The 21,138-nt window shown below is 68.8% G+C and carries 22 protein-coding genes; 16 read left to right on the forward strand and 6 right to left on the reverse strand.

The window, feature by feature from the left end:
* Positions 1–35: 35 nt before the first annotated feature.
* Positions 36–1,055 (reverse strand): GNAT family N-acetyltransferase, encoded by a 1,020-nt coding sequence (locus AC04ME_RS05205; protein WP_475433867.1) that lies wholly within the window; start codon positions 1,053–1,055, stop codon positions 36–38.
* 113 nt (positions 1,056–1,168) lie between these two features.
* Here AC04ME_RS05205 and AC04ME_RS05210 point away from each other — a divergent pair, with 113 nt between their 5' ends.
* The 11 genes from AC04ME_RS05210 (at position 1,169) to AC04ME_RS05260 (ending at position 10,992) form a co-directional block, all read left to right on the forward strand.
* Positions 1,169–1,501, forward strand: coding sequence for a PadR family transcriptional regulator (locus AC04ME_RS05210; RefSeq protein WP_042539035.1), 333 nt, complete (start codon positions 1,169–1,171; stop codon positions 1,499–1,501).
* A gap of 110 nt (positions 1,502–1,611) precedes the next feature.
* Positions 1,612–2,382 (forward strand): permease prefix domain 1-containing protein, encoded by a 771-nt coding sequence (locus AC04ME_RS05215; protein ID WP_475433869.1) that lies wholly within the window; start codon positions 1,612–1,614, stop codon positions 2,380–2,382.
* Between the two features lie 79 nt (positions 2,383–2,461).
* Positions 2,462–3,373, forward strand: a complete 912-nt coding sequence (locus tag AC04ME_RS05220; RefSeq protein WP_367822814.1) for a 1,4-dihydroxy-2-naphthoyl-CoA synthase — start codon at positions 2,462–2,464, stop codon at positions 3,371–3,373.
* 16 nt (positions 3,374–3,389) lie between these two features.
* Positions 3,390–4,547, forward strand: coding sequence for an AMP-binding protein (locus AC04ME_RS05225; RefSeq protein ID WP_475433872.1), 1,158 nt, complete (start codon positions 3,390–3,392; stop codon positions 4,545–4,547).
* 42 nt (positions 4,548–4,589) lie between these two features.
* A complete protein-coding gene (locus AC04ME_RS05230) occupies positions 4,590–5,381 on the forward strand; it encodes a class I SAM-dependent methyltransferase (protein WP_475433874.1) in 792 nt (263 codons plus the stop codon).
* Positions 5,382–5,461: 80 nt separating this feature from the next.
* Positions 5,462–6,637 (forward strand): sensor histidine kinase, encoded by a 1,176-nt coding sequence (locus tag AC04ME_RS05235; RefSeq protein ID WP_042539045.1) that lies wholly within the window; start codon positions 5,462–5,464, stop codon positions 6,635–6,637.
* Positions 6,634–7,269 (forward strand): response regulator, encoded by a 636-nt coding sequence (locus AC04ME_RS05240; protein WP_042539046.1) that lies wholly within the window; start codon positions 6,634–6,636, stop codon positions 7,267–7,269. Before AC04ME_RS05235 ends, AC04ME_RS05240 begins: the two co-directional genes overlap by 4 nt.
* 94 nt (positions 7,270–7,363) lie before the next feature.
* Positions 7,364–8,125 carry an ABC transporter ATP-binding protein gene (locus tag AC04ME_RS05245; RefSeq protein WP_042539048.1) on the forward strand — a complete coding sequence of 254 codons (762 nt, stop codon included), beginning with the start codon at positions 7,364–7,366 and terminating at the stop codon, positions 8,123–8,125.
* The gene (locus AC04ME_RS05250; protein WP_475433877.1) at positions 8,122–9,594 is read left to right on the forward strand and encodes an ABC transporter permease; all 1,473 of its coding nucleotides are present in this window, start codon (positions 8,122–8,124) and stop codon (positions 9,592–9,594) included. Before AC04ME_RS05245 ends, AC04ME_RS05250 begins: the two co-directional genes overlap by 4 nt.
* A gap of 82 nt (positions 9,595–9,676) precedes the next feature.
* Positions 9,677–10,333, forward strand: a complete 657-nt coding sequence (locus AC04ME_RS05255) for a 2-phosphosulfolactate phosphatase (protein WP_475433879.1) — start codon at positions 9,677–9,679, stop codon at positions 10,331–10,333.
* Positions 10,334–10,470: 137 nt separating this feature from the next.
* Positions 10,471–10,992, forward strand: a complete 522-nt coding sequence (locus AC04ME_RS05260; RefSeq protein ID WP_475433881.1) for a DUF3054 domain-containing protein — start codon at positions 10,471–10,473, stop codon at positions 10,990–10,992.
* Between the two features lie 95 nt (positions 10,993–11,087).
* Here AC04ME_RS05260 and AC04ME_RS05265 read toward each other — a convergent pair whose 3' ends face one another.
* The 4 genes from AC04ME_RS05265 to AC04ME_RS05280 all read right to left on the reverse strand — a co-directional run bounded on the left by AC04ME_RS05265 (position 11,088) and on the right by AC04ME_RS05280 (position 14,450).
* Complete coding sequence (locus AC04ME_RS05265) at positions 11,088–11,576, reverse strand: SprT-like domain-containing protein (RefSeq protein ID WP_042539053.1); 489 nt, start codon at positions 11,574–11,576, stop codon at positions 11,088–11,090.
* A 116-nt stretch (positions 11,577–11,692) separates the two neighbouring features.
* Entirely contained in the window at positions 11,693–12,220 is a 528-nt protein-coding gene (locus AC04ME_RS05270) for a hypothetical protein (protein WP_042539055.1), read from the reverse strand.
* Positions 12,221–12,321: 101 nt separating this feature from the next.
* Positions 12,322–13,182, reverse strand: a complete 861-nt coding sequence (locus tag AC04ME_RS05275) for a spermidine synthase (RefSeq protein ID WP_309686331.1) — start codon at positions 13,180–13,182, stop codon at positions 12,322–12,324.
* Positions 13,183–13,199: 17 nt separating this feature from the next.
* A complete protein-coding gene (locus AC04ME_RS05280; protein WP_475433884.1) occupies positions 13,200–14,450 on the reverse strand; it encodes an LCP family protein in 1,251 nt (416 codons plus the stop codon).
* A 143-nt stretch (positions 14,451–14,593) separates the two neighbouring features.
* Between AC04ME_RS05280 and AC04ME_RS05285 the strand changes: the two genes are divergently transcribed.
* Genes AC04ME_RS05285 through AC04ME_RS05305 form a run of 5 tightly spaced genes read left to right on the forward strand, consistent with a single transcriptional unit; the run spans position 14,594 to position 20,097 of the window.
* Entirely contained in the window at positions 14,594–15,886 is a 1,293-nt protein-coding gene (locus AC04ME_RS05285; RefSeq protein ID WP_475433886.1) for a sugar ABC transporter substrate-binding protein, read from the forward strand.
* 14 nt (positions 15,887–15,900) lie between these two features.
* The gene (locus AC04ME_RS05290; RefSeq protein WP_367822833.1) at positions 15,901–16,878 is read left to right on the forward strand and encodes a carbohydrate ABC transporter permease; all 978 of its coding nucleotides are present in this window, start codon (positions 15,901–15,903) and stop codon (positions 16,876–16,878) included.
* Positions 16,875–17,708 (forward strand): carbohydrate ABC transporter permease, encoded by an 834-nt coding sequence (locus AC04ME_RS05295; RefSeq protein ID WP_042539066.1) that lies wholly within the window; start codon positions 16,875–16,877, stop codon positions 17,706–17,708. Before AC04ME_RS05290 ends, AC04ME_RS05295 begins: the two co-directional genes overlap by 4 nt.
* A complete protein-coding gene (locus tag AC04ME_RS05300) occupies positions 17,705–19,216 on the forward strand; it encodes a glycoside hydrolase family 3 protein (protein ID WP_475433888.1) in 1,512 nt (503 codons plus the stop codon). The genes AC04ME_RS05295 and AC04ME_RS05300 overlap by 4 nt, the downstream gene beginning before the upstream one ends.
* Positions 19,217–19,230: 14 nt before the next feature.
* Positions 19,231–20,097, forward strand: coding sequence for a MurR/RpiR family transcriptional regulator (locus tag AC04ME_RS05305; RefSeq protein ID WP_042539070.1), 867 nt, complete (start codon positions 19,231–19,233; stop codon positions 20,095–20,097).
* 7 nt (positions 20,098–20,104) lie between these two features.
* Here AC04ME_RS05305 and AC04ME_RS05310 read toward each other — a convergent pair whose 3' ends face one another.
* The gene (locus tag AC04ME_RS05310; RefSeq protein ID WP_042539072.1) at positions 20,105–21,025 is read right to left on the reverse strand and encodes a sugar kinase; all 921 of its coding nucleotides are present in this window, start codon (positions 21,023–21,025) and stop codon (positions 20,105–20,107) included.
* Positions 21,026–21,138: the final 113 nt, after the last annotated feature.

The raw sequence follows: 21,138 nt of genomic DNA on the forward strand, positions 1-21,138 counted from the left end.
CTGCCTCCGGGATCCGCCGTGCCGACGGATGCTCCTCAGATCAGGCGCTTCTGCAGTTCGCCCAGTCGTTCGCTCGGGCGGAAGCCGAGCAGCGTGTTCACGGCGAGCATGTGCGCGTTCGATTCCGCGTTGTAGGTGTAGACGGCGCGTGCCTGAGGGGCCTCGCGGTGCAGCATCCGCAGGTTGGCGACCTTGACCGCGATGCCGAGCCGGTGGCCTCGGTCGGCGGCGCGCACGAGGGTTCCCCACTGATACGCGTTGCCGTCGTCGGTCGACACGACGAGCTGCGAATAGGCGGCGGCGTCGCCGTCCGGGGAGAGGGCGATCGTGCCGAACGAGATGCGGCCCTGAAGATCGAGCAGCTCCTCGCTCTCGCGGATGCTGTCGACGTCGGGCTTCTGCGGTTCGATGTCGAGCTCGCCGGTCGGCGCCTCGGTCTCGAGCGTGGCGTCGAGGATTGTCCAGCGCTCCACGACGTCGTCGGGGATGCGGCCGACCCAGCTGCGGATCTCGTACTGCGAGATGGCCGAGGCGATGTCGTTCTCGATCCGGTCGAGCAGCGAGGGGTCGACCGGAAGGGGCAGTCTGCTCTGCACGTCGCCGAGAGCGAGGGTGTAGCCGTGGCGCCTCGCGAACTCGCGGCCGGGGGAGCCGGCCCCCTCCGATCCGAGCTCGTAGGGCCACGACGCCGAACCCTGCGTGGTCGTGCGTTCGGATGTCACGGCTTCGCGCTCGAGGTGGGCCAGCGCCTCCGCGCCGATGCCGCGTCGTCGGTGGCGGGGCGGCACGCTGATCGCGAGGTGCGCGACGTGCGTGTTGTCTTTGAGCGGCAGCCCGAGGCTCGCGGATCCGACGATGTCTGCGCCGTCGTGGAGCAGATACGCGCGCCGATCGACGACCGCCGATTGCTGCTGCAGCTCGCTGCGGCACTCTGCCCGAGACCAGACGACGGCGTCCGCGCCACGGTCGGCTCGTTCGGCTGCGGCGTAGCAACCCCACCATGCATCCACCGCGCCGTCGTCGAAGGGATCGACGCGGGAGATCCCGATCGTCATGCACCCACGGTAGTTGCTCGATCGGGAAGGCTGACGGCTCGGATGGAAGCTCGTGGCGCGTCACACCTATGTGTGATTGACATTGGTGTGTGACGCACAGTAATGTGACGGACATGAACGAGACCCTCGACACGCATCTGCAGGAACTGCGCCGCGGCACCGTGGTGCTGGCCTGCCTGCAGCTGCTGCGCACTGCGGGGTACGGCTACGGACTGCTCGAAGACCTGGAGCGCCGCGGCTTCGCCACCGATGCGAACACGCTGTACCCGCTGCTTCGCAGGCTCGAGAAGCAGGAGTACCTCACGAGCGAGTGGAACACCGACGAGGCGCGACCTCGCAAGTTCTACCGCACATCGGACGCCGGCATCCGGCTCGCCGACACCCTGACCGAAGAATGGCGATCGCTCACCGCGGCGATCGCGACCCTCACAGTCGAGGAGCACTGACATGACCACGACAGCCACGCTCACCGAGCGCTACATCAGCGCCACGATCCGCAGCCTCACGCCCGAGGTGCAGGACGACGTCCGGGCAGAGCTCGAAGCGGCGAAACCCCGTGATCCTCGCGGCGGGCTACGCCGACCGTCCACTGCATCTGATCGGGCCGAAGTACTACCTCGTCTGGGGGCGGCTGCTCAAGCTGCTGCTGTGGATCGTCCCGGCGTGCGTCTTCGGAGGAGTGGTCCTCGGGCAGCTGCTCGACGGTGCTCCGACCGGCGAGATCATCGGCACCGCAGTCGTCGCGACACTCGGCTCGGTCGTGCACATCGGATTCTGGGTGACGCTGGTCTTCGTGATCCTGGAGCGCGCCGGCACGGACACCGGCGTGAAGTGGAGCGTCGACCAGCTCCCCGAGCCGACGCAGAACGGCGCGGGGCGGGCCGATGCGATCGCATCGATCATCTTCCTGCTGCTCGGCGTGGGCGCGGTGTTCTGGGACGCACTCCTCGGCTTCTTCCCGACCGGCGGTGATCCGATCGCGATCCTCGACCCGGGGCTCTGGCCGTGGGGCATCACGTTCTTCTTCGTGCTGTTCGCCGCAGAGGCGCTGCTGGCGGTCGTGGTCTACGCGAAGCGACGGTGGACGGTCGGTGCTGCGGTGGTCAACACACTGCTCGCCGCGGTCTTCGCCGCCTGGTCGATCACGCTGCTGCTGCAGGGAGCACTGATCAACCCCGAGTTCCTGAGCTTCGTCTTCACCGACAACGGGGTGACCGACGAGACCATGCGGATCCTCACAGTGATCACGGGCTTCTGCCTGATTGCCTTCCCGATCTGGGACATCGTGGACGGATGGATCAAGACGGCTCGCGCCCGCCGACCCTGACTGCAGATCCCAGACGGCGTCGCCTCTTCGGGGCGACGCCGTCTGCGTCTGCAACCCCGGCGGGAATAGGCTGGATGCTGTGACCAGCACATTCGTCTCAGACCTGTTCGACCCGGACGAATGGGTGCTCGCGCCCGGTGCCGAGGACTACACCGACATCACCGCCCACGTCAGCACGGACGGCGGAGTCGCCCGTATCGCGTTCGACCGCCCAGAGGTGCGCAACGCCTTCCGCCCGCACACCGTCGACGAGCTCTACCGCGCGCTCGATGACGCACGGCAGAACCCCCGCATCGGCGCGGTGCTGCTGACGGGCAACGGTCCGAGTCCGAAGGACGGCGGCTGGGCGTTCTGCTCCGGCGGCGATCAGCGCATCCGAGGCCGCGACGGCTACAAGTACTCCGACGACGAGACGACCGTGCACGACCCCGCGCGTGCCGGTCGCCTGCACATCCTCGAGGTCCAGCGCCTCATCCGCTTCATGCCCAAGGTCGTCATCGCGGTGGTCCCCGGGTGGGCGGCGGGCGGCGGGCACTCGCTGCACGTGGTCTGCGACCTCACGATCGCCTCGGCGGAGGAGGCGCGGTTCAAACAGACCGATGCCGACGTCGGAAGCTTCGATGCGGGCTACGGCTCGGCGTACATGGCTCGGCAGACCGGGCAGAAGTTCGCCCGAGAGGTGTTCTTCCTCGCCGAGGAGTACTCGGCGCAGCGGGCGTACGAGGCAGGAGCCGTCAACCGGGTCGTTCCGCACGCCGAGCTCGAGCGCGAGGCGCTGAAGATGGCGCGCACCGTGCTCACCAAGTCGCCCACGGCGATCCGCATGCTGAAGTTCGCATTCAACGCGGTGGACGACGGGCTCGTCGGTCAGCAGGTGTTCGCGGGCGAGGCCACGCGTCTCGCCTACGGCACCGACGAAGCGGTCGAGGGCCGCGACTCGTTCCTCGAGAAGCGCGACGCCGACTGGTCGTCGTTCCCCTGGCATTACTGAGCGGATCGAGACGCACATGGTCGCGCTGACGCCGACGGACGCCGAGGACCCGGCCGAGCTGCGCGACGCCCTGGCGCGGGCGCTCGACGGCGGGCCGGCGCTCGGCTTCGGGATGCTCGGTGACGCGCCGAGATCGGTGCCGGACGGCACGGCCGTGGTGATCGCGACCTCCGGCTCCAGCGGCGTCCCCAAGCGTGTGGCATTGAGCGGCGAGGCGCTGCGGGCGAGCGTCGAGGCCACCACCGCGAGGGTCGGCGGCGGACGCTGGCTGCTCGCGCTTCCGGCCGGATATGTGGCGGGGCTGCAGGTTCTGGTGAGGTCGCTGATCGCCGGTACGCACCCGGTCGCGCTCGGCGGTCGGTTCTCACCCGAGTCCTTCGCCGATGCGACGCTGTCGATGCTCCGTCCGTCGGGAGGCTCCGCAGCGATCCCCGAGCTGTACACGTCTCTCGTGCCCGCGCAGCTGTCGACACTGCTCGACGCCGCCGACGACCGACCGGTGCGGGCCGCGCTGCAGGCCTACCGCGCGATCCTCGTCGGGGGGCAGTCCCTGCCCGAGCCGCTGCGGGAGCGGGCCGCCGATCTCGGCGTCCGGCTCGTCCGCACGTACGGTTCCACCGAGACCTGCGGCGGATGCGTGTACGACGGCGTTCCCCTCGATACGGTCGCGGTGCGCACGGTGGACGGGGAGCTGCGCATCGCCGGTCCGATGCTCGCCGACGGGTACCTCGGCGACGGGGAGCTGACCGCGAAGAACTTCTCGCGCGACGAGCACGGCATCAGGTGGTACCACACGGGCGATCTCGGGCTCTTCGACGACGGAGTGGTGCGGGTGCACGGTCGCGCGGACAACGTGATCGTGTCCGGCGGGATCAACATCTCCCTCGACCGCGTCGAACGGCTGGTCCGCAGCGTTCCAGGACTCGCGGGCGCCGTGGTCGTCGGCGTGCCGGATGAACGATGGGGCGAGGCCTCGGTGATCGTCGCGCCGCGCGGCGAGGTGCTGCGGCGCAGCGAGGCCGAGCAGCTCTCGCACGCGCGGGATCTCGTCGCGGAGGAGCTCGGCAAGCATGCGCGTCCCGTGCGGCTGATCATGGTCGACGAGCTTGCCGTGCTGGCCTCCGGCAAGCCGGATCGCGAGTCGATCAGACGGGCCGTCCTCGAACTGCACTGACGATCGATTCGGTCGGACGAGGGGTTCTTGCCAGACTGAGGCATGGCCACCTACACGCACGGGCATCACGAGACCGTCCTCCGGTCCCACAGCAGCCGCGACATCTCCAACTCCGCGGAGTACCTCCGTCCGTACCTGACCGAGACCACCGCGCTTCTCGACGTCGGAGCGGGGCCCGGCAGCATCACGGTCGACTTCGCCGGCGTCGTCGCCCACGTGACGGCGACCGAGATCGATGAGAGCGCGCTCTCACTCTCACGCGATCTCGCGTCGAGCAGAGGTCTGCACAACCTCGACTTCGCGGTCGAAGACGTGCATGCGCTGAGCTTCGCCGACGACGCCTTCGACGTCGTGCACGCGCACCAGGTGCTCCAGCACGTCGGCGATCCCGTGCAGGCGCTGCGCGAGATGCGCCGGGTCGCGGCACCCGGCGGTGTCGTGGCGGTACGCGACGCCGACTATGCGGGCTTCATCTGGTTCCCCATGCTCCCGGAGCTCGACCACTGGCTCGACCTGTATCGCCGCGCCGCACGAGCAAACGGCGGCGAGCCCGATGCAGGGCGTCGCCTCCTCGCCTGGGCGCGGGCGGCCGGCTTCGACGACATCACGGTGACGACCTCCAACTGGACGTACGCGAACCCGGAGGATCGAGCCTGGTGGGGCGGAATGTGGGCAGACCGCATCCTCGGGTCGGCGCTCGCGCGGCAGCTGGTCGACAGTGAGATGGCGACGTCGAGCGACCTGCAGGCGATCAGCGACGCGTGGAAGCGCTGGGCCGCCGACGGCGACGGGTGGTACCTCGTGCCGCACGGCGAGATCATCGCCCGCGCCTGACGCGCTCCGCGGATGCATCTGCGAGCGGATACATCTGCAGGCGGATGCGAGGCGGACGCCGTGCCGCGTAGCGTGGGGGAGTGATCCGCCCGCTCTCCCGTACGGCGCTCGTGCTCGACATCGTCGGGGCGACGCTGCTCTTCAGCATCCTCACTCCTTTCTCTGTCGTGTTCTACGGTCCGGGGACGATCGGCCAGGGAATCGACGGTGCCGCGGTCGCGGCGATCGTGATCGCGGGCATCCTGATGTTCGGCGGCGTCGCGATCGGCAGGCTCGCTCCCGGGCTCGCTCTCGCCGCGGCCTGGGCAGGGGCGATCGTGCAGATGCTCTCCGGATTCGGGCCGCTGCCGATCGACGTCGCCATCCTCCTCGTGCTCTATGCGACCGCCGCGTGGGGATCGCGGGTCGTGCTGTGGTGGGGGTTCGGCTCGGCGCTGTTCGGCGCCTTCGTGTCAGCGGTCTACCTGGTGGTCGTCACCGGCGTGACCTCCGGAACCAGCGGCTGGGATCAGCTGACCACCGGCACGCTGCTCCTCGTCGTCTCGGTGCTCGCTCTCGGCTTCGCGTGGGTCTGCGGCCTGCTGTGGCGTGTCATCCTCCGCGCCCGACGCACACGGTCCGCCCAGCTGGAGGCGGAGTCGCTCGCGGCTGAGGAGCAGGAGCGAGTGCGAATCGCCCGAGACATGCACGACATCGTCGCGCACTCGCTTGCCGTGGTGATCGCCCAGGCAGACGGGGCAAGGTACGCGGCGGTCACGAAGCCCGAGATGGCCACCGAGGCGTTGGGAACGATCGCGCAGACCGCTCGCAGCGCCCTGAGTGATGTGCGTCTGCTGCTCACCCAGCTGCGCCACCGACAGGGCGACGGCCCGCAGCCGACGCTCGCAGATCTCGAAGCGCTGTTCGCGCAGGTGCGACAGGCAGGCGTCGAGCCTCGCATCACCGTCGACCCGATGCCTCCCGGCGAGCCGCCGGGGGCGATCCAGCTCGCGGTGTACCGGATCCTGCAAGAGGCGCTCACCAATGCCATCCGACACGGCGACGGGGCGGTCGATGTGCATCTCGCCTGGCTTCCTGATCGCGTCGACATCGAGGTGCGCAACATCGTGGGCAGCGAGCAGCCGCAGATCGGCGTCGGCCACGGAGTGATCGGCATGCGCGAACGGGCTCAGCTCGTCGGCGGTAGCCTTCAGGCGGAGCGTCAGGGCGCACAGTTCGTCGTCGCCGCCTCGCTCCCGATCGGAGAAGTCGCATGATCAAGGTCGTCCTCGTCGATGATCAGGCGCTGTTCCGCGCCGGAGTCCGCATGCTGCTCGCCTCGCAGCCCGACCTCGACGTCGTCGGAGAAGCGGGAGACGGCCGCGAGGGAGTCGCTCTCGTGCGCGCGACTCGACCCGACGTGGTGCTGATGGACATCAGGATGCCTGTCATGGACGGTCTCGCCGCGACCGCCGAGATCCTCGCTCAGCCCGACCCGCCGCGCATCGTCATGCTGACCACCTTCGACCTCGATGAGGCGGCCGCGCGCGCCATCCGTCAGGGGGCGAGCGGATTCCTGCTCAAGGACGCCGATCCCGAGTTCCTCCTCGCCGCGATCCGCACCGTGCACTCGGGATCGAGTGTCATCGCCGCGTCCGCGACCCGTGAGCTGTTCGAGCACTTCGCCGAGGAGCCGAAGCCGGTGCCCGCGCAGTTCTCCGCGCTCACCGACCGCGAGCGGGAGATCTTCGCGCTCGCGGCCAGGGGTCTGTCGAACTCTGAGATCGCCGCTCGCGAGTACCTCAGCGAGGCGACCGTGAAGACCCATATCAGCCGCATCCTGACGAAGCTCACCCTGCGGGACCGCGTGCAGCTCGTGGTCTTCGCCTTCGAGCACGGGCTCGCCTGACCGGACGAGCGCCCGCGGGATCATCCTTGCGATGTAGACGGATGCGTCGTCAGGGCGACGCGGCGGGGCACCCGCCGTCCGTAGCGTCGAAGGCATGGAGATCACGACCACCGACCTCGGGCTCGCAGCCCGCGTCCAGCACCTCACGAAGACCTACGGATCCGGCGAGGGCACCGTCCACGCGCTCGACGACGTCAGCGTCGGCATCCGCCGCGGGCAGTTCACCGCCATCATGGGTCCGTCCGGTTCGGGAAAGTCCACGCTGATGCACATCATGGCCGGCCTCGACACCCCGACGCAGGGCAGGAGCTGGATCGGCGACACCGAGATCACCGAGCTCGGAGACCTCGACCTGACGATCCTTCGCCGGCGCCGAGTGGGGTTCATCTTCCAGGCGTTCAACCTCGTGCCGACGCTCACCGCCCTCGGCAACATCATGCTGCCTTTCGAGCTCGACGGACGCCGACCGAGTGCGATCGAGAAGGCGCGCATCGACGGTCTGATCGAGACGCTCGGGCTCGGATCGCGGCTGCAGCACCGACCGCATCAGCTGTCGGGCGGTCAGCAGCAGCGGGTCGCGATCGCCCGCGCTCTCGCCACCGCGCCCGACCTCGTCTTCGCGGATGAGCCGACCGGCAACCTCGACTCGAAGACCGGACGCGAGGTCCTGCAGCTGCTCGCGACCGCGAGCCGCGAGCACGGGCAGTCGATCGCGATGGTCACGCACGACGCGATCGCGGCGAGCTACGCCGACCGCGTGCTGTTCCTCGGCGACGGACGGATCGTCGCCGATCACCCGCGTCAGAGCGCTGAGCAGATCTCGGCCTACATGCTCGCCGCCGAGGTCGCGGCATGAGCGCCGTCATCGACTCTCCGGTTCGCACGGTCGTCGCTCAGACGTCTGCGACGGGTCCGCGCCTGGCATGGCTGCGCGACCGTGGCATGGGAGCCAGCATCCTGGTCGCGACGCTCTCGGCCGCCTTCGGTGTGGTGCTGGTCGAGACCACGGCCTATCTCGGAGCGGTGCTGCAGGCCGACCCGTTCATCGGCGACAGCGAGACGCTCGCGTTCGTGGTCGGGCTGCTCTCGGTGCTCCTCACGGGTGTCGCGATGTACGTCGCGGCGATCGTCACGGCGAACACCTTCTCGACGATCATCGCGGGGCGCACTCGTCAGATCGCGCTGATGCGCCTCATCGGCGCGACTGCGCGCTCGCAGCGGGCGCAGGTCGGCAGGCAGGGCTTCGTGGTCGGCGTCATCGGCGCGGCACTGGGCCTGCTCTCGGGCCTCGCGATCGCAGCTGTCGGGGTGCAGATCGGCTCCGGACTGATCGAGAACGTGCCGACGGAGTTCTCCCTCGCACAGCCGTTCATCGCCCTGCCCGTGATCGGCGTCGCCCTGACCACCTGGGCTGCGGCCTGGGCAGGATCCAGACGCGTGCTCGCCGTCACACCGCTGCAGGCGATCGGCGGATCGGTCGAGCGCAGCCACGAAGAGATGTCCCGCCCCGGGCGTCACATCGGTGCGTGGGTGCTGCTGGGCGCCGGCAGCGTCCTGCTGGCGGCGGGGGTCGTCGTGGGACTCGCGCATCCCCTCGGAGTGGTCGTCGCCTTCTTCGGTGGACTGCTTTCCTTCACGGGGCTCGCGCTCGGATCGGTGCTGTTCATGCCGCCCGTGCTGCGTCTGGTGGGGCGGATGTTCGGCTCGAGTGCCACCGCACGGCTCGCGGCTGAGAACGCCCTGCGCTATCCGGAGCGCTCCTCACGCATGGCGATCGGCGTGGTGATGGGGGTCACGCTCGTCACGATGTTCGCCGTCGCTCTCGAATCGGTCAAGCAGATGCTGATCGGTCAGGTCGAAGGCGAGACGCCCGCCGAGTTCTTCACCCCGTTCGACGCCTTCGCGTCGGTGATGATGGTGCTCGTCGCCGTGTCGGCGGTGATCGCCGCGGTCGGCCTGGTCAATCTCCTGACGATCGGCGTGGTGCAGCGTCGCCGCGAACTCGGTCTCCTTCGTTCGATCGGACTGTCCAACGGTCAGGTGCGCCGCATGGTGCTGCTGGAGGCCGCGCACATCACGGTGGCCGCCACGGTGACCGGGTTGATCCTCGGCATCGCCTACGGATGGATCGCGGCGCAGTCGCTGCTCGGATCGGTGCCGACCCTGCCCGACTTCGAACCCGCCGGGCTCGTCGCACCTCACGTGCCGTGGCTGCCCGTCGTCATCATCGTCGCGGCGACCGCTGTGCTGACCCTGGTCGCTGCTGCGACGCCGACCCGTCTCGCCACGCGGGTGGCGCCGGTCGACGCGCTCGCTGCAGACTGACGGCGGCCGGGCGCCAGCACGCTCTGTGACCGAATCGGTCATCGGAGCGTTCTGGCGTATCCGGTCGCTCTAGGCTGGACGGATGCCGTCTCCGTTCGACCAGTCCACGTATCAGGTGCGCCTCGACTGGGGCGTCGAAGGGCTCGATCGCCTCGCTCCGGCCGACGTCGTCGTGGTCGTCGACGTGCTCCGCTTCTCCTCCACGGTGGCGGATGCGGTCGCCGCCGGGTCCACGGTCTCGCTCGACGACGCACGTGGGTGGTCTCGTAATGGCGCCGCGGTCGCCACCCGTGGCGGCGATGCCGTGGTGCTGATCGGAAGCCTCCGCAACGCCTCGGCGGTGGCGCGAGCGATCGCCACGCTGCAGGATCGCAATCAGGCGCGCACATCGGTGAGCGTGATCGCGGCGGGCGAGGCCGACGCCGACGGTGCAGTGCGGTTCGCAGTCGAAGACCACCTGGGTGCCGGCGCGATCATCGCTGCACTGACCGATCTGGGCATCGACCACACCGCGCCCGATGCGGCCGTGGCAGCCGAGGGGTTCCGAGCGTTGAAGAGGGCGCTGCGTCATATGGTCAGCGCCAGCGGATCGGCACGCGAACTCGCAGAAGGGGTCGCCGCGACCGATCGGATGCGGGCTTCCGGCGCGGTCCCGACGACGACGTCGAGCGCTGCCGAGCTCGATGCGATCGATGCCGTGCCCGTGCTGCGCGATGGGGTCTTCGTCGCCTTCGACTGACCGGTTCGTTCCGGCTCGCGACGACGAGATCGCCGGAAGCCCGCGAATGTGTGCTCGCCGGCGTCGCTTCGCAGTGCGGTCGGCAACAGGCCGCGCACTCGGCACGGGTTTCGCCTCGTGCGACGTAGGGTCGTGGCATGAGGTTCGTCCCCGCATTCATCGTCGATGCCGTCCTGGTGCTCGTCTTCGCCGTGATCGGCCGTGCCTCGCACGGCGAGAGCCCCGGAGGGTTCCTGATCACCGCCTGGCCCTTCATCGTCGCTCTGCTGGTGGGGCACGTCGTGGCGGCTCTGCTGCCGGCCCGGCCGCGTCGTCCGTGGTCGCTCGGATGGGGCGCCGTCGTCTGGCTCGTCACGGTCGCGGGGGGACTCCTGCTGCGGGTCGCAACGGGAGACACCGCTCAGATCGCGTTCATCATCGTCGCGACACTCGTGCTCGGAGTCTTCCTCCTCGGCTGGCGCGCCGCGGCGGCGCTCCTCCGCCGGCGCGCCGGGCGCACGAGCGACAGCGGTGCGTCACCCGAACACTCCGACGACGCGGATCCGGTCGATGGAGTCGTGCACGACGAGATCGCCGAACACGAGGTTCAGGTCGAGGACGGGCCACAGGCAGAGTCAGCGCGCGGGGCCGATCCCGAGACGGGAACTCAACCGCGCTGACGGCGGTCTTGCGCGATGTGAGGGATGCGGCGTCGATCTCGCGCCCGCATCGGTCTTGCCCGACGTGATTCCGACCTCGCAGCGTGTCGACGCTGTCAGCGTGACATCTGGGCGGCGAGCTTCGTGTCAGCCGAGATCTCGCGACGTGTCCAGTCGAAGAGATAACGGGCGTCGTACGAGCGCGAGCACCGCGCGCACGACGTGGCGCGTGACGGGCGCCGGTGCCGGTACGTGACATGACCTGCGGGGCATCTGCCCACCCACGGCGCGAGCTCGACCGCGGTCTCGCCGTGATGGGTCGTTCCGCCGACATAACCCAGGTCGCGGGCCACGCGCTTCCAGGTCGCGCCGTGCGCCGCCTCATGACCGGCGAGCGCATGCGCCACCTCGTGCAGCAGCACCTGATGGATCTCGTCGTCTTCGAACCGGGCTGCCAGATATCGCGACACGGTGATGCGTTTCTTCGTGTAGTCGCACTGCCCCGCCCGGCGCTTGGCGTGGTCGAAACCGAACGACCAGCTGTCGTCGAGGTGCATCGTGATCAGTGCTTCGCCCCAGACGCGCACCCGGTCAAGTTCCGCCATGCGATCAGGCTAAGCCATACCGCCGACATCGCCGCGTCGGACCGCTCGGCGCAGCGTCGGACCGCTCAGCGCAGCGTCAGCCGGCTCGATGCACCGTCAGCCGGCTCGATGTGCCGTCAGCCCGCGACGAGCTGGGTCGTACGCCGCCGCTCGGCGGCTTCGATCGCGAGCAGCACCGTCTCGAGCTCTCCGTCCTGGGCTCCCGCTTCACGACGCAGGAAGAGGGACTGCTTGAAGCTCTCGCGGGCCGTCTCGTAGTCGCCGGCTTCGTACGCGTTCTTGCCGTGGTGGTGATGGGCGAAAGCCGCGATCGAGACCCAGCGCTGCCCTTCCGCCTCGGCTGCGCACGTGGCGAGCTCCTGTGCGGCGGCGGTGTGTGCGCCGCGGTACTGCAGGATCGTGGCGTGCAGCACCCGGGCACGCAGAACGTCCTTGCGGGTTCCGGCCATGCGAGCCTGTCGCACGGCTTCGTCAGCGAGGGGGAGGGCTTCGTCCAGGCGGTCGAGCACCTTCAGCAGCCAGACGCGCTCGAGCAGGGCCGGAAGGCTGCGCTGACCGTCGATCTCCTCCAGCCGTGCCGCACACTCATCGAGATCGACGCGCTCGCGAAGGCTCTCGTGGTCATAGCCTCTGATGAAACTCATTGCTCTCCTTCCGCAGCGTCCCCCGTCAAGTGTGCCTCGCGACGGCGCCGTCGTCGGGGCGGCACGCCCCGCGCCCTCGCATCCGATCTCGATCGAGGTGCTCAGCGGAGGAACAGCGAGGCATCCGGGCGAGGCGAGGCCACGGCATCCGCATCCGTGACCACGCGTGCACCCTGCACGAACGCGGTCACCTCGGAGCCCTGGGCGATCTTCGCCGGATGCGGTCCGGCGGCCAGCATCCTCGGCAGCCATTCGGTCGGGAGGGGAGCGGCAGACGCTGCGATCACCAGGTTGCCGAACCTGCGGCCCTTGAGCACCTGGGTGTCGGCGAGGACGCCGATCTCGGGAAGCACCTCCGCGATCGTCGCGACCTGACGTCGAGCGAAGGCGAGGCCTGGGCCGTCGGCGACGTTCACGAGCAGCACGCCTCCCGGTGCGAGCAGCTCGGCGAGTTCGCGGTAGAACTCGATGCTGGTGAGGTGGGCAGGCGTCTGGGCGCCCGAGTAGACGTCGGACACGACCAGATCGCAGCTGCCGACGATGGCCGGCGGAAGACGGCGGACGCCTTCGCGGGCGTCACCGATCCGCAGTCTGATCGACGCGCCTCTCGGCAGCGGAAGATGCTCGCGCACGAGTGCGGCCAACGGAGCCTCGAGCTCGATCACCTGCTGCCGCGAACCGGGCCGTGTGGCCTCGATGTAGCGGGGGATCGTCAGCGCTCCCGCTCCGAGGTGCACCGCGGTGAGGGGGCCGCCCGCGAGCTGGTCGATGACTGCGCCCATGCGCACGATGTACTCGAAGTGCAGGTGCGTGGGGTCATCGAGGTCGACGTGCGACTGCGGGGTGTCGTCGACGATGAGCTCGAACCCGGTGGTGAACTCCGACGGCACGATACGGGCGATGCCTCCGTGGTCGAGGCGGGCCTGCGGGTGTTCGGTGTCCTTCGCGCGCGTCCTGCCCATCCTCCGAGACTACGCGCTCACTCCGCCTGGACGCCGACCGAGCAGGTCTCCTGGTCGAGGGTCTGCCCCGAGATCTCCGGGGGGAGGGTCGCCCGCGCCTCCGGCGCCTCGGTCGCCGTCTCGACCGGCTCGTCGACGGGCGGCGGCGTCGCGAGCTCCACGCTCCGATGCGTCGCGACGTCACCGGCGAGCGTGATGGGCTCTCCTGCGATGAGCGCCGCCCAGAGCGGGGCCGCGGCGTCGTAATCGGGTACGACCCTGTCGCTGTCCTCCGGGTCCGTCAGGTTCGGGTACTGCACGAACACGAAGTCCGAGAACTCGACATCCTTCAGGGCGAGCGCCAGCTGTGTGAGGGTCAGGGCGTTGCTCAGCGACTCGCTCGGCACGATGTTGTCGGCGACCGTGTCCATCAGCCGAAGCACCTTCGACGGGTCGGTCAGCGTCTCGGCGCTCAGGATCTTCTTGGCCAGTCGCGACATGTACTGCTGCTGATTCGAGATGCGGGCGAGGTCGCTCCCGTCGCCGACTCCGTGCCGTGTGCGGATGAATGCGAGGGCGCTTGCGCCCGACACCGTGTGCGTGCCGACCGACAGGTCGACACCGGCGAGGGTGTCGTGGATGCCTTCACCCGCGACGCACACGTCGACTCCGCCGATCGCATCGGTGATCGCGATCACGCCGTCGAAGCTGATCTTGGCGGCGAACTCGACCGGCAGTCCGCTGAGATCGGTCACGGTCTTCGCGACGCACGAGACACCGGCGTGCTCGAAGACCTCGTTGATCCGCCCCTTCGACATCGCCGACGCGGTCGAACCGTCTTCCCTCTCGCACTCGGGCACCTCCAGCCCGAGGTCGCGGGGGAACGACACGACGGTGACTGCGCGAGGCGCCGCCGAGACGTGGACCAGGAGGGTCACGTCGTTCAGGGCTCCCTGCTCGCTCTGGGCGCATCGATCGCCGAGGATCTTCGTCGAGACCTCTCCGCACTCGTCCGTCCCGACGATGAGAAGATTGAAGGCCCTGTCGCTCGGGTACGCGCCCAGCGACGGAGGAGCCACGTCCACGTCGTCCTCGAGGGTGACCGCACCTTCGCCGACCCGGTTCAGCACGTCCGCGGCGACGAAGCCCGCCACCGCGACGGACGAGACGAGGATCACCGCCAGGGCGACTCCGAGGAGTCTGAAGAGAGTCGAGAACGCACTGGGCGTAGGAAGATCCGCGTGGCGCGCGACCGTCGAGCGCTTCGCGTCGTCGAGGGCCCCTGACATGCCGTGAGCCTACCCGCGGAGGCCGATGTTACGGCCGCATGACGTTTCCGAGAATAACTTGCAGGGAATTAGTTAGTGATGAATACTTTTTCCTACGTGGTAGGCACCCGATGCCGCCAGGACGTTCAAAGAGGAGATCCCTGATGCACAAGCGCATTCTTCCGGTCATGGCGCTGGGCGCCGTGGCCACACTGGGCCTGGCGGCCTGTGCCGGTGGCGGAGCAGACACCGGCGGAGCCGTCGACGGAGAGGGCCAGGAGCTCACCGTCTGGATCATGAAGGGCACGAACCCCGACGCGACGGCGTTCTACGACGAGGTATCGAGCGCCTTCGAAGACGAGACCGGGGCCACGGTCAAGATCGAGGAGATCCAGTGGGCTGACGCTCACGACCGCTTCGTCACGTCGATCGCCGGCGGCACCACGCCCGACATCGCCGAGACGGGCACCACCTGGACGGCGGAGTTCGCGGACGCAGGTGCCCTGGAGCCGCTCGACGAGTACGTCGACGCTGAGAAGGGCCTGCGCGACGACCTCGTCGAGGGTCTCGCGGTCGCCGGCACCTACGACGAAGAGCTGTACGGCATGCCGTGGTACGCCGGTGTCCGCTCGATCGTCTACCGCACCGACGTGTTCGAGGAGCTCGGTCTCGAGGCTCCGAAGACGTGGGACGACATCGTCGCCGCCGGTGAGGCGATCAAGGCAGCCAAGCCCGACATGCTGCCGTTCCCCGTCGCGGGCGACGCCGAGTTCCAGGTGTACCCCTGGGTCTGGGGCGCGGGCGGCGAGGTCGCGACCCTCGACGGCAAGACCTGGACGAGCGAGCTCGACAGCGAGGAGTCGCAGGCCGGCATCGAGTTCTACACCGGACTCGCGACCCAGCACGGCTTCTCGTCGGCCGGCGCCACCACGTGGAAGGAGACGGACCTCCGTGACTCGTTCACGCAGGGGAACGTCGCCATGATGCTCTCGGGCTCGTGGACCCCGAAGGCGCTGATCGAGGCGAACCCCGAACTCGACGGCAAGATCGGCGCGGCAGTGATCCCGGGCGAGGACGGCGGAATCGCTCCGTCCGTGCTCGGAGGCTCGCACCTGTCGGTCTTCAACACGACGAAGAACGCAGACCTCGCGTGGGAGTTCGTCAAGCTGATGACCACGGGCGAGTTCGCCGAGCAGTGGGCTGACGAGACCGGCTACTTCCCGGGCGTCCAGTCGGCGATGGAAGAGGCCCTCGCCTCGACCGACCCGCTCGTCGCTCCGTTCGCACAGCAGATGGTCGAGGGCGGCGCATCCGTGCCCGTCACCCCGAACTTCGGAGCCGTCCAGGCGAAGAAGACCACCAACTCGATGATCCAGGCGATCCTCGGCGGGCAGAAGGACGTCGCCACGGCGACGAAGGATGCCGCAGCCGAGATGACCGAGCTGCTCAACAAGTAAGGCTGTATCCCTTCATGTCGATGGTGCAAGCGCCACTGCCGGCCACGAAGGCGGAGTCCACCTCCGCCTCCGTGGCCGGCGGCCAGCCCCGGCGGCGAGGATTCTCGCTGCTCACGGCCCGCCCCTGGCTTCTTCTCGCTCCCGGGCTGGTCATCCTCGCGGTGCTCATGCTCTGGCCGCTCATCCAAGTCTTCATCTTCTCGCTGCAGGACTACGGTCTGCGCGAGATCAACACGGGCGAGAACAACTGGATCGGCGTCGACAACTACGTCGAGGCGCTCACCAACCCGACGCTGTGGACCGTCGTCCTGCCGAACACCGTCGGCTTCGCCGCTGTCGCCGTGTTCGTCACGGTGGCGGTCGGCACGCTGGTCGCGCTCCTGCTCGCCAAGCTGGGCACGGTCTGGCGCACCATCGTCTCGAGCTGCATCATGGTCGCGTGGGCCATGCCGGCCGTCACCGGCACCTACGTCTGGACGTTCATCTTCGACGCCGACCGGGGCATCTTCAACACCACCCTGCAGAACCTCGGTCTGATGGACGAACCGGTCAACTGGTTCACCAACCAGTGGTCGTTCTACGCGATCGTGCTGCTGAACGTCGTGCACCACGGCTTCCCGTTCGTGGCGATCACGGTCCTTGCCGGTCTCCTCGGAGTCTCGAAGGAGATGCTCGAGGCGGCGGCCCTCGACGGCGCGAACGCCTGGATGCGCTTCTGGAAGATCATCTTCCCGACGCTCAAGCCCGTCTTCTCCGTCGTCATCATCCTGTCGACGATCTGGGACTTCAAGGTCTTCGCGCAGGTCTACCTCATGCCGGGCGGCGGGGGAGGCAACCGGTCGGTGCTCAACCTCGGCGTCTGGTCGTACGTCGAATCCTTCGGCCAGAACCGCTACGGGTTCGGCGCCGCCCTCGCCGTGCTGCTCACCCTCGTGCTGATCGGAATCACGATCGTGTACATCCGCTCCCTGATGAAGGAGGACGAGCTGTGAACCCCCGCCCGTCCGCCATGTCGCGCCTCGGCACCGGCATCGCGATCGCCGCCGTCCTGATCTTCACGCTGTTCCCCGTGTACTGGATGGTCTCCAGCGCGTTCGATGCCAAGGCATCCAGCGGCGGTCAGTCGCTGCTGCCCCAGGAATTCACGTTCGACAACTTCGCCTTCGTCCTCACCGACGGCGGCTTCGGCACCTACCTGCGCAACTCGGCCATCGTGGCCCTGGTGACGGTTCTGGTGAGTGCTCTGGTCTGTCTGCTCGCGGCAGTGGCGGTCGCCCGGTTCAAGTTCAAGTTCCGCACGACCATCCTGATGATGATCCTCGTCGTGCAGATGGTCCCGCTCGAGGCTCTCGTCATCCCGCTCTTCCTTCAGGTCAAGAGCCTCGGACTGCTCAACAGCATCCTCGGTCTGATGGTCGTCTACGTCGCGCTCTCGCTCGCGTTCGGGATCTGGATGCTGCGCGGGTTCGTCGCCGCGGTGCCGGTCGAGCTCGAAGAGGCCGCGTACATCGACGGGGCCAGCTGGTGGCGGATGTTCCGCTCGATCCTGCTGCCTCTCGTGATGCCCGGCCTCGTGGCCACCAGCATCTTCAGCTTCATCACGGCCTGGAACGAGTTCATCTTCGCGATGACGATCCTCGGCAGCGAGACCGACCAGTACACGGTCTCGATCGGCCTGAAGTCCTTCTTCGGTCTGCACTCCAACGACTGGGGCAGCATCATGGCCGCGTCGACGATCATCACGATCCCCGTCATGGTCTTCTTCGTGATCGTGCAGCGTCGCCTCTCGGCAGGCATGGTCGCGGGAGCGGTGAAGGGATGACCGACGAACTCGTCCGCCTCGCCAACGCGGTGCTCTGGCCGGGTTTCCTCGGCACCGAGGCGCCGGACTGGCTCCTCGCCGAGCTGCGCGACGGCCTGGCTGGAGCGGTGTACTTCAGCCAGAACGTCGGTGATGGGCTGCCTGCCCTGAGCGACGAGATCCTTCGCGCGAACCCGGACGCGCTGATCGGGATCGACGAGGAGGGCGGCAACGTCACGCGCCTCGAGTCGGCGACCGGTTCCACCCTCCCGGGGGCCGCCCAGCTCGGCATCGTCGACGATGTCGATGCGACGAGGGACTCCGGTGCGGAGCTCGCCCGACGGGTCGCCTCGGTCGGCGTCAACGTGGTGCTCGGGCCCGTCGCCGATGTGAACACGGATCCACGGAACCCCGTGATCGGGGTCCGTTCCTTCGGCAGCGACGAAGAACTCGTCGCCCGTCACGTGCAGGCGGCGGTCGACGGACTGCAGAGCAATGCCGTCGCCGCATGCGTCAAGCACTTTCCCGGACACGGCGACACGCATCTGGATTCGCACCACGCGCTGCCCGAGATCTCGCTCGACATCGCCGAGTACGAGCGCGTGCACCTCGAGCCGTTCCGTGCCGCGATCGCCGCGGGGGTCGACGCCATCATGACCGCGCACATCGTCGTTCCGGCGTGGGGGGAGGAACCGGCGACGCTGAATCCCCGGGTGCTCGGGATGCTGCGGGACTGGGGTTTCGACGGCGTCATCATCTCGGACGCACTCGACATGGCGGCGATCCGCGAGACCGTCGGCATCGGCCAGGGCGCCGCGCGCGCCCTGGCGGCCGGCGTCGATCTGCTGTGCATCGGCAACCCGACGAACCGGGGTGAAGCCACGCTCCCCGATCAGGACAGACGAGACTTCCTCGCCGCTCGCGACGGGATCCTCGCGGCGGTGAGCGACGGCTCGCTGCCGCGCGAGAGACTCGCCGCTGCGGCCCAGCGGGTCGCCCGTCTGGCCGAGACCCTCCGCACTCGTGCCACGACCGCGCCTCCCGTCGGCTACGACGGATCGGAGATCGTCCGACGAGCCATCACCGGCGCGACCGCGGATGCCGAGGCGCTCGCGGTGGTCGACGCCCGCCGTCGTTCGACTCTCGCTGTCGACAGCGCGTCCGCGTATGTGGCTCAGACGCTCGCAGCCGACGGCCACCGTGTTCGTGTCGACGTCGCGCGTTCGTCGATCGACGAGCAGGACTCCGCTCTCGAGCGAGCCGTCCTCGCCGAGGGGCTGACGGTCATCCTCCTGGATCGGCCTGACGCCGATGACGCGCAGCGCTCGCTGGTCGAACGCGCCGCTCTGCGCGACCCCGAAGCCGTCGTGGTCAACGTCGGACTCGCGGCCAGGCGGCCACTGCCGCTCCCCGTCGTGGAGGTCGGATCCGCGAGCAGGATCGGTGCTCAGGCCGCCAGAGATCGACTCACCGGCGGGGCTTCGCACCGCGCCGTTCGGTCGCCCGCGAGCGCAGGACCGCCTGACTGAGGCAGGATGACACCGTGGACGACGATGTTCTCGCGCTGGTGCGCCGATCCGTTCCTCGACTGAGTGCTGCAGAAGCACGGGTCGCGGAGACGATCCTCGGCGACCCCACGCTCGTCGTCGATCTCGCCATCAACGATCTCGCGCAGCTCTGTCACACGTCTCTGTCGACCGTGGCCCGGTTCGCGCAGTCGCTCGGCTTCAGCGGGTACCGGGAGCTGCGGGTGGCGGTCGCTCGCACGGTCACGCTCGCCCAGGCGCAGCGGGCGCGTTTCGGCCTCGACACCACGGCGATCGACCCGGACGACGAGCCGTCGGCGATCGCCGCGAAGCTCGCAGCTCAGGAGATCGACGCGATCGAGAAGACGGCGCGCGGGCTCGACGCGGACGCACTCGACCGGGTCGCGAGGGCCGTCGTGGCAGCCCGCCACGTCGATCTGTTCGGGCAGGCGGCCTCGTCGTTGACCGCCCAGGACCTTCAGCAGAAGCTCGCGCGCATCGGCTGTTCGGTCGCGCACTCCGCTGATCCGCATCTGGCCCTCACGACGGCATCGCTGCGGACCTCGGACGACGTCGTCATCGCCTTCTCGCACGGCGGCGAGACCCAGGAGGTCGTCCGCGCCGTCGAGATCGCCCGGGACGCGGGTGCGCTGTCCGTGGCGATCACGAGCGCGCCCGACTCGACGCTCGCGCTCGCCGCCGACATCGTGCTGATCACCTACGCGCAGGAGTCGCCGTTCCGGATGGCCGCGATGTCGAGCCGCATCGCACAGCTGGCGCTGGTCGACATCCTCTTCGTGCGCGTCGTGCAGCACCGGGGCGAACCCGTGGTCATCCCGCTGCAGCTCACGCACGACGCCGCGGCGTCTCGGCGCCGCCGGTAGGGGCCGATCAGTCGATGTGATCGCGGGTGCTGACCAGCGCTCTGGTCGCGATCCTGTGCGCGCGGGCGAGGCTGCCGGTGAGGGAGAGTCCGGTCAGCACGCCGGCGAGGAACCCGGCGGCGAACGCGTCGCCGGCTCCGATGGATTCCACGACGGGGACGTCGAGCGACCTGCTGTCGGTGCGTTCCGCTCCGTCGAACGCCACGGCGCCGTCGGGGCTCGTGGCGAGCAGATACCTCGGCTCGGGGAACAGCTCGCGCAGCCGATCCGGCTCGGCGGTGCCGAACACCGACTGTGCGTCGGGTCGAGTGCAGAACGCGATGTCGGCGCGGCGCACGTAGTCCGAGATCACGGCGCGCCCTTCGTCCTGGCGTCCGCGCCAGAGCGCGGGGCGCCAGTTCACGTCGAAGCTGAGCAGCCGACCGTCGCGGGGTGCATCGAACAGCGCATCCTGTGCAGCCCGCGCGGAAGCCGAGAGAGCAGGCGTGATCCCGGAGGTGTGCACCAGCGCCGCCTGACCCAGAAGGACGGATGCGGCGGGGGATTCGAGGGTCGCGGGCGACAGCGCCGCGGCTGCTGAGCCCGAGCGGTAGTAGTGCATCGTCCCGTCGACCGAGCCGTCTGGGCGAGGCGACAGCTCTTTCACGTAGAGACCGGTCGGGGCTTCGGCGTCGACGTCGACGGCCGAATCGTCGACCTCGTGTCTGCGCAGCTCGGCCGTGAGGAACCGACCGAAACCGTCGTCGCCCACGCGGGACACGACAGCGGTGCGGATTCCTGCCGACGCCAGTGCGATCGCGGTGTTCCACTCCGCCCCGGCGAGCGATCGGTGAAAGGTGCGCACGTCCTCGAGAGGAGCGGCAGTGGCGGGGACGAAAGAGACGAGGCCCTCGCCGACGCAGACGGCGAGGGGAGATGTGTCGGGCACGTTGTGGACATTACCGGATGGGCACGACCACGTAACTTCCGTAACAGGAATGCAACCTGGAGGTGTTTGCATCGGAATGCGCACTGGGTAGCGTCGAGGCATCACCGTTCCGA

The sequence above is a fragment of the Microbacterium sp. LjRoot205 genome, assembly GCF_056175745.1.

Coding starts and splice junctions, on each gene's coding strand:
- AC04ME_RS05230 (WP_475433874.1), top strand. CDS start 4,590: ATGGCCACCTACACGCACGGGCATCACGAGACCGTCCTCCGGTCCCAC.
- AC04ME_RS05210 (WP_042539035.1), top strand. CDS start 1,169: ATGAACGAGACCCTCGACACGCATCTGCAGGAACTGCGCCGCGGCACC.
- AC04ME_RS05280 (WP_475433884.1), bottom strand. CDS start 14,450: ATGTCAGGGGCCCTCGACGACGCGAAGCGCTCGACGGTCGCGCGCCAC.
- AC04ME_RS05260 (WP_475433881.1), top strand. CDS start 10,471: ATGAGGTTCGTCCCCGCATTCATCGTCGATGCCGTCCTGGTGCTCGTC.
- AC04ME_RS05270 (WP_042539055.1), bottom strand. CDS start 12,220: ATGAGTTTCATCAGAGGCTATGACCACGAGAGCCTTCGCGAGCGCGTC.
- AC04ME_RS05275 (WP_309686331.1), bottom strand. CDS start 13,182: ATGGGCAGGACGCGCGCGAAGGACACCGAACACCCGCAGGCCCGCCTC.
- AC04ME_RS05250 (WP_475433877.1), top strand. CDS start 8,122: ATGAGCGCCGTCATCGACTCTCCGGTTCGCACGGTCGTCGCTCAGACG.
- AC04ME_RS05255 (WP_475433879.1), top strand. CDS start 9,677: ATGCCGTCTCCGTTCGACCAGTCCACGTATCAGGTGCGCCTCGACTGG.
- AC04ME_RS05265 (WP_042539053.1), bottom strand. CDS start 11,576: ATGGCGGAACTTGACCGGGTGCGCGTCTGGGGCGAAGCACTGATCACG.
- AC04ME_RS05240 (WP_042539046.1), top strand. CDS start 6,634: ATGATCAAGGTCGTCCTCGTCGATGATCAGGCGCTGTTCCGCGCCGGA.
- AC04ME_RS05285 (WP_475433886.1), top strand. CDS start 14,594: ATGCACAAGCGCATTCTTCCGGTCATGGCGCTGGGCGCCGTGGCCACA.
- AC04ME_RS05225 (WP_475433872.1), top strand. CDS start 3,390: ATGGTCGCGCTGACGCCGACGGACGCCGAGGACCCGGCCGAGCTGCGC.
- AC04ME_RS05205 (WP_475433867.1), bottom strand. CDS start 1,055: ATGACGATCGGGATCTCCCGCGTCGATCCCTTCGACGACGGCGCGGTG.
- AC04ME_RS05245 (WP_042539048.1), top strand. CDS start 7,364: ATGGAGATCACGACCACCGACCTCGGGCTCGCAGCCCGCGTCCAGCAC.
- AC04ME_RS05300 (WP_475433888.1), top strand. CDS start 17,705: ATGACCGACGAACTCGTCCGCCTCGCCAACGCGGTGCTCTGGCCGGGT.
- AC04ME_RS05290 (WP_367822833.1), top strand. CDS start 15,901: ATGTCGATGGTGCAAGCGCCACTGCCGGCCACGAAGGCGGAGTCCACC.